The organism is Bacillus sp. MUM 13, assembly GCF_001866725.1.
Taxonomy (GTDB): Bacteria; Bacillota; Bacilli; order Bacillales; family DSM-1321; genus Peribacillus.
In genome coordinates, this window is sequence record NZ_MLYQ01000004.1 from 103,764 (window position 1) to 109,819 (window position 6,056).

The following is a 6,056-nucleotide window of genomic DNA, read 5'->3' on the forward strand; positions in this document are numbered from 1 at the left end:
GTTTCTGGAACTAGCCAGCAACAGGCTTTTTAAAAATCAATGTTCAATCAACCTCGATTTTTTGAGCTTTCTTTTAAACGACTGACCCATTTTCTGAAGGGGTCTCTTTAACAGCGCCCCTGCAGCTGCAAACATGAAAAAAATCAGGATTAGTATTGCACAATCCAAGAAAACCGTCCTCCATACACTGCCTCCAACCGCTTCCCGCATTAAGCCAATCGCATACGTAAACGGCAAAAAGGGATTTATCTTCTGAAAGAACATGGGTGTTACTTGTATTGGAAATGTTCCTCCTGAGCCTGAAATTTGGAGAACAAGCAAAATAACACTGAGTGCCTTTCCAATATTTCCAAAAAGAGAAACGAGCGTATAAACAATAAGCACAAATACCGAGCTAATGATCATTCCAGACCATATAAACAGCCACGGATCACTTGCATATATATGAAGGAATAGAATATTCCCTGTTGTCACGATTAGTGATTGTCCAAGCCCCAATATCCAAAAAGTCATGAAACGCCCTGCATATAGCTGATATTGCTTTACACCTGGCACCTCCGTGTCTACCGCCAAAATAGACACAAGCAGCAAGCCTCCAACCCATAGTGACAGTGTGGTATAAAAAGGTGTCATGGCAGAGCCGTAATTGGGGATGGGGAACATTTTATGTTCCTTAAGCAAAACTGGCTGGGCAAAAAAGTCGCTTTCCTTCTTCACATCGTTGATTAAAAGGCCAATGATTTGGTTCACATCATTATTTTTTTCAAACTCCCTGATTCTATTTGCCATATTCCTTATGTTCTGTTCAATAGATGGGAGCTGCATTTGAAATTGTTTTATATCTTTCACACTTGTTGCAGCTGCCTTGATTGATTTTCGGAGAAGATCTTGAGTTTCCGGAATGGCGCTGAGCTGTTCATCAATCGTTTTCCTTAACTGATCTGCATGTATCTTTGCATTCCTTGAGGCTATTGTGATTTCAGGTGAAAGTGCTTTATCGAAATCACTTAGCAGACTAAACAGCAATTGCCCATTTTGAGTTTCCAGCCTTTTCAACTCGTTTGCATCTCCAGCTTTCGAGGCCACCAGCAACTGTGCCTGATTATGGTAATTGCTGATTATGGAATCCAATCTAATGATAAAAGGAGACAGATTTTGCCCGCCGCTCCTGCTATTCAACTGTTCCAATATATTCTTCAATGCGGATATCTGGTTAGATTGGGCTTTGGTTAAAGATTCAGCTGATTGAATGATTTCTTGTTTATCTTCAGATGAAACAGACTGATCCTGCATTTTACCGTATTTATAACTTAAGCCGTCCGAGTTCGCAGATAGTATTTTTAAACTTTCTTTAAACTGCGGTTTGATAAGGTCAACAGCCCGCTTAACAGTACCCAGATAATCTGCGGCTGCATGATTCAGATTTACCCCAGCCAGATTGATTTGTGAAAGCTCTTCAAGCCCCGCAGAAACGGTATAGATCATTTGCCTTGCTTTAACTGTATCCTTTTCAGCTATCGAAGCCGCATACTGAATATGCGGCAGCTCGCCTTCCAGCCAAAATACCATTTGTTTCACATGCTGTATTATTGGCAGGTCCCTCTTCAGCTCATTACCCAAATCATTAAATACACTGAATAATATAGTGCTTGCAGTTCTTTCGAATTCCCTGCTCACCTGTTCTGCAATCCCGCTAGCTCCCTTAAAAGTCATCTTCGGGGCGACGGCATTTATTTTTTCATTAACATAATACTGTATGACAGGTTTATCCGGCAGATCCGTCAACACGCTGGTCATACGGCTGGAAAAATTTGAAGGAATAATAATACAAGCATAATATTCCCCATTTTCCGTTCTGCTTTTAGCATCCTTTTCACTAGTGAATTGCCATCCGAGTGCATGGTTCTTTTTTAAAGATTGAACCACTTTTTCACCCAAGTTGATATGCTTTCCATTTAAGTAAGCGCCTCTGTCATTATTCGCAATACCTATAGAGATTCCTTTGGTATTGCTGTAAGGATCCCATGAAGATTCAATATTAAACCATGCATAAAGAGATGGCAGCACTAAAACACCAACAATGACGATTAACGCCGCCCAATTTACAAACACACTTTTTATATCATCTTTAAAAATTTTCCATACCATATCTTAACATCACCTGCCTGGCAGTATGATGCTATTCTTTGTTTAGAACTGCTGTATAATGCATTATTTCAGCGGCGCATTTGCATGCAGCGGATATACTGCCCTTTCATTCATTTCACGAGACAGTAATCTGCAGGAAGGATCAAAAAAAAAACGTCCTGACAGACGTTTTTGTGAAGTGTTAATGATGAACCTTTTCATTATAATAATTTACACTGTACATGGCGCCTTCATCGACCATCTTATTATCCTCTGTGTCATAAGGATCTGGATGTCCAGACTTTTGCAATACATCGGGAACGGGCGGCTGCTGCCGGGACCAAAGGCTTACTGCCTTATTTTTAATACCCTTATAAAAGCTTACAGCTTTACCCCTGCTGCTTTTAGACAATAAGAGAGAACCCCCGGCAATTCCGACTCCAAGCCACACATAAGGTCCAACTCTCTTAGCTTCTGCCATCCTTACCTCCTCCTTAAATTTCAAGATATGATTTTGTACCCTTTATTGGGTTTCTGCAAACCTTGAATAAATTCTCTCTATAAAAAAACCGCACGGAGCAGAGCCCAGTGCGGTTTTTGCTTATTAAAATGTTTTTCCTAATTGTTTTGCTTTTTCAATTCCTTCTTGCTTAATTGCTTCAGCACGGTCAGGGAATTGGTTATGTCCTTCGATAAATAGGCCTTCAAATGAAGGGATACCGAAGAAGTTCATGATGACTTGAATGTATCTGTGACCCATTTCAAGATCAGCTGCAGGACCTTCGGAATAAACTCCTCCGCGAGCCTGGATATGAAGTGCTTTTTTGTCTCCAAGAAGTCCTACTGGACCTTGCTCGGTGTATTTGAATGTTTTTCCTGCAGTACAAATTGAATCAAGATACGCCTTCATAACTGGAGGGAAAGAAAAATTCCACAATGGAGTAACGAAAACGTATTTATCAGCTGCAACAAATTGATCAGTCAATTCAGCAAGGCGGCTGACTTTAGCCTGCTCTTCACTTGAAAGCTGGTCAAATTGTGAACCAGAACGAAGCTTGCCCCATCCGCTGAAAACATCAGCGTCGATATGAGGAATATTCATTTTATAAAGATCCAAATGAACCACTTCATCGTTAGGATTTGATTCGCGGTATGAATCTACAAAAGATTTACCCGCAGCAAGGCTGAATGATGTTGTTTCATCATGTGGGTGTGCAGTGATGTATAAAACTGTTGACATGTTGAATACCTACCTTTTCATTATTTGTCTTAAAAGACTTTTTTATTTTACTGCTTAAAGCAGAAATAAACCTAGGATTTTGCCTGAGAATCAGACAAGAAGCTTTATAACATTTCCAGAAGGATCTTTAGTAAAAGGCATTCCATGCTCATTCCATACCTCATAGCCGGCAAGTTGCAGCCTGCTGATTGCGGCTTCTCTTTCCTCGCTTTCGGCAAAAATAATGGAATACCATTGCATGCCTAAGCTTTCCGGATCCGGGGCAGGCGCTTCATGGCCCTTCCAAGTATTCAGCCCGATGTGATGATGATACCCTCCACTGGAAACAAACAGGGCATTATTGCGGAATGGAATTGTAATATCAAACCCTAATCCATCGCAATAAAAATCTTTTGCCAGATTTAAATCATGAACAAAAAGATGGATATGGCCCAAAACCGTCTGATTTGGAAGCCCTGACCATTTTTGATTTTGGCCTTCGTTTAAAATGCCTTCAGCATCAAGCGGATCACTGACAAATGGAAGCTCTCCGTCCTGCCAATCCCATTCTTCTTTCGGCCGGTCACAATATATTTCAATCTGATTGCCTTCAGGATCGTCTAAATAAAGAGCTTCACTAAATTGATGGTCAGATGCGCCTCGCAGGGGATATCCGAATTCAAGCAAATGTCTCATTACTGAGGCCAAGTCACTGCGCGCCGGCAGCAGCAGGGCAAAATGGTATAAACCGGCGGCCCTGCTATCTGCGGGACTTGCCTCCCTCTTTTCTTCAAGAATAACAAGAGGGACCCTTCCATCCGCAGTAAAATATACAGCCTTTTCATTTTCTGATAAAATATCCAGGCCAATTACTTCCTTGTAAAAGTGCTTTAGGTTTTGAAGATCTTTTACAGCAAGATGCACATGTCCTGCCCGGGTGTGACGGTTGTCATGAAATTCCATGGTTTCTCCCCCCTGCATTTTATTTTCCGCTTTTTTTGCTTTTTTACCAATGGAAGAAAAACCCTTTTAACATAAAGCAATCTGCTGACTCGTAATAAACAGGTTACTTTATGTAAGTTAGTATAGTATTTTCTTTTCGTTCCGTCAAGTAAGTTTATTTCAAATAGTTGTATTGTTACTTTTTCACCAAATAGGGTATACTATTAATCAAGAGGTGATAACTGTGAACATAGCTTCTATATGTCCGCGATTTGAAAAAGGCATGCAAATAATCAGCAAACGTTGGTCAGGAATGATTATTAGCCAGCTTTTGCAAGGGCCTCAAAGATTCTGCAATATCGAATCTTCATTTCCAATCAGCGGAAGAATTTTATCTGAACGGCTTAAAGACCTGGAGCAGGAAGGCATTGTAAAGAGGGAAGTATTCCCTGAAACTCCTGTCCGGATCGAGTATTCTTTAACAGAAAAAGGTATTGCGATTGAACCCATTATTCGGGAAATCGAGAAATGGTCAGAGCAATGGATTTCAATTGATGATGAATCATGAACATAACATCATGTTTTTATACAACACCTTTAGGGAGACAAATAACAGTCTCTCTTTTTTTGAATTGTATGCGCATACAAGCAAACAGCAAACAAGTCTTAATCTTCCGGTCCTTCCCCATAACTTTCTTTCCCTTTTAACCCTTACGCTAACCTCTTCTATGAAAGTTTATATCAAGACCTTCGGTGGTATATTTTGTTTAGATGTTGCCAAACAATTAAATCCATAGGCGGTGAAATTTTGAAAAATTACGATTGCATAATTATTGGCGGAGGCATAGCCGGTCTGCAGGCTGCTATACAGCTAGGACGATATAAGCATAATATTCTTGTCATTGATTCCGGCCATGGCCGTTCCAGCATATGCAGAGGGTATCATAATATTTTAGGCTGGCCGGATGGGGTCAGCGGGAATGAACTTCGCGACCTCGGAAAAAGGCACGCAGAAAAATACGGTGTTGAATTTTTAAAAGACAAAGCCATAAAATTGGAAAATCATAAGGATTATTTTACAGTCACTGCAGAAATCCAGGGCACGTTCCAAACCAAAACCGTTTTTCTTGCCACCGGCCTTATAGACCGCCTTCCCCAGCTTGAAAATCTTGGCCCCTGTCTTGGGCGTTCAGTCTATGTATGTCCTGATTGCGACGGATATGAAGTGGCCGATAAAAAAACGATAGTATTGGGCGGAGGAAATACTGGCGCAGAAGCTGCCCTTACCTTAACCTATTTTACGGATGACATCGTTTTTATCAATCACGATCAAAAGCAAATAGATGATGGTCTTGAAATAAAACTGAAAAAAAATGGCATCCCTACTATTTGGAAAAAAATTTCCAAAGTACTCATCGATGATGAAGGAAACTTTAATGGAGTAACAATTGAGGACGGCGGGACAATCCTTGCTGAAAGAGGGTTTACAGGCTTTAGCGGCAACAAGATGAATAACGAACTGGCAATTCAGGCAGGCGTGCAGCTCAATGAAAGCCAGCATATCGCAACGAATCCCAGAACGAAAGAAACAAGTGTTACCGGCATTTGGTCTGGCGGAGATTTAATAGCACATTCCGAACAGGTAACCATTTCCATGGGTGATGGATCACAGGCGGCCATATGGATTCATAAAAGGCTGATGGGAGAAAAAAGAATAGAGGAATAACCAAAAAGGAAGCTGAATCATATCAGCTTCCTTTTTGGTTAT

At 40.8% G+C, this 6,056-nt stretch carries 6 protein-coding genes; 2 read left to right on the forward strand and 4 right to left on the reverse strand.

Annotation, left to right across the window (positions count from 1 at the left end; genetic code table 11):
- Positions 1 to 36: 36 nt before the first annotated feature.
- The 4 genes from BIV59_RS02350 to BIV59_RS02365 all read right to left on the reverse strand — a co-directional run bounded on the left by BIV59_RS02350 (position 37) and on the right by BIV59_RS02365 (position 4,309).
- Complete coding sequence (locus BIV59_RS02350) at positions 37 to 2,148, reverse strand: YhgE/Pip domain-containing protein (RefSeq protein WP_071349826.1); 2,112 nt, start codon at positions 2,146 to 2,148, stop codon at positions 37 to 39.
- Positions 2,149 to 2,329: 181 nt separating this feature from the next.
- Positions 2,330 to 2,608, reverse strand: coding sequence for a hypothetical protein (locus BIV59_RS02355; RefSeq protein ID WP_071349827.1), 279 nt, complete (start codon positions 2,606 to 2,608; stop codon positions 2,330 to 2,332).
- A 123-nt stretch (positions 2,609 to 2,731) separates the two neighbouring features.
- Complete coding sequence (locus tag BIV59_RS02360; protein ID WP_071349828.1) at positions 2,732 to 3,367, reverse strand: FMN-dependent NADH-azoreductase; 636 nt, start codon at positions 3,365 to 3,367, stop codon at positions 2,732 to 2,734.
- Positions 3,368 to 3,457: 90 nt separating this feature from the next.
- Positions 3,458 to 4,309 (reverse strand): VOC family protein, encoded by an 852-nt coding sequence (locus tag BIV59_RS02365; protein WP_071349829.1) that lies wholly within the window; start codon positions 4,307 to 4,309, stop codon positions 3,458 to 3,460.
- A 262-nt stretch (positions 4,310 to 4,571) separates the two neighbouring features.
- On the opposite strand from BIV59_RS02365, the gene BIV59_RS02370 reads away from it, so the two are divergent.
- Both BIV59_RS02370 and BIV59_RS02375 read left to right on the forward strand, forming a co-directional pair.
- Entirely contained in the window at positions 4,572 to 4,856 is a 285-nt protein-coding gene (locus BIV59_RS02370; RefSeq protein ID WP_071349843.1) for a winged helix-turn-helix transcriptional regulator, read from the forward strand.
- Positions 4,857 to 5,096: 240 nt separating this feature from the next.
- A complete protein-coding gene (locus tag BIV59_RS02375) occupies positions 5,097 to 6,014 on the forward strand; it encodes an NAD(P)/FAD-dependent oxidoreductase (RefSeq protein ID WP_346417295.1) in 918 nt (305 codons plus the stop codon).
- The last annotated feature ends 42 nt before the right edge of the window (positions 6,015 to 6,056 follow it).

Bases quoted from the DNA above. Each gene is read 5' to 3' on its own strand.
- BIV59_RS02350 (WP_071349826.1), bottom strand. From the start codon at position 2,148: ATGGTATGGAAAATTTTTAAAGATGATATAAAAAGTGTGTTTGTAAAT.
- BIV59_RS02355 (WP_071349827.1), bottom strand. From the start codon at position 2,608: ATGGCAGAAGCTAAGAGAGTTGGACCTTATGTGTGGCTTGGAGTCGGA.
- BIV59_RS02360 (WP_071349828.1), bottom strand. From the start codon at position 3,367: ATGTCAACAGTTTTATACATCACTGCACACCCACATGATGAAACAACA.
- BIV59_RS02365 (WP_071349829.1), bottom strand. From the start codon at position 4,309: ATGGAATTTCATGACAACCGTCACACCCGGGCAGGACATGTGCATCTT.
- BIV59_RS02370 (WP_071349843.1), top strand. From the start codon at position 4,572: ATGCAAATAATCAGCAAACGTTGGTCAGGAATGATTATTAGCCAGCTT.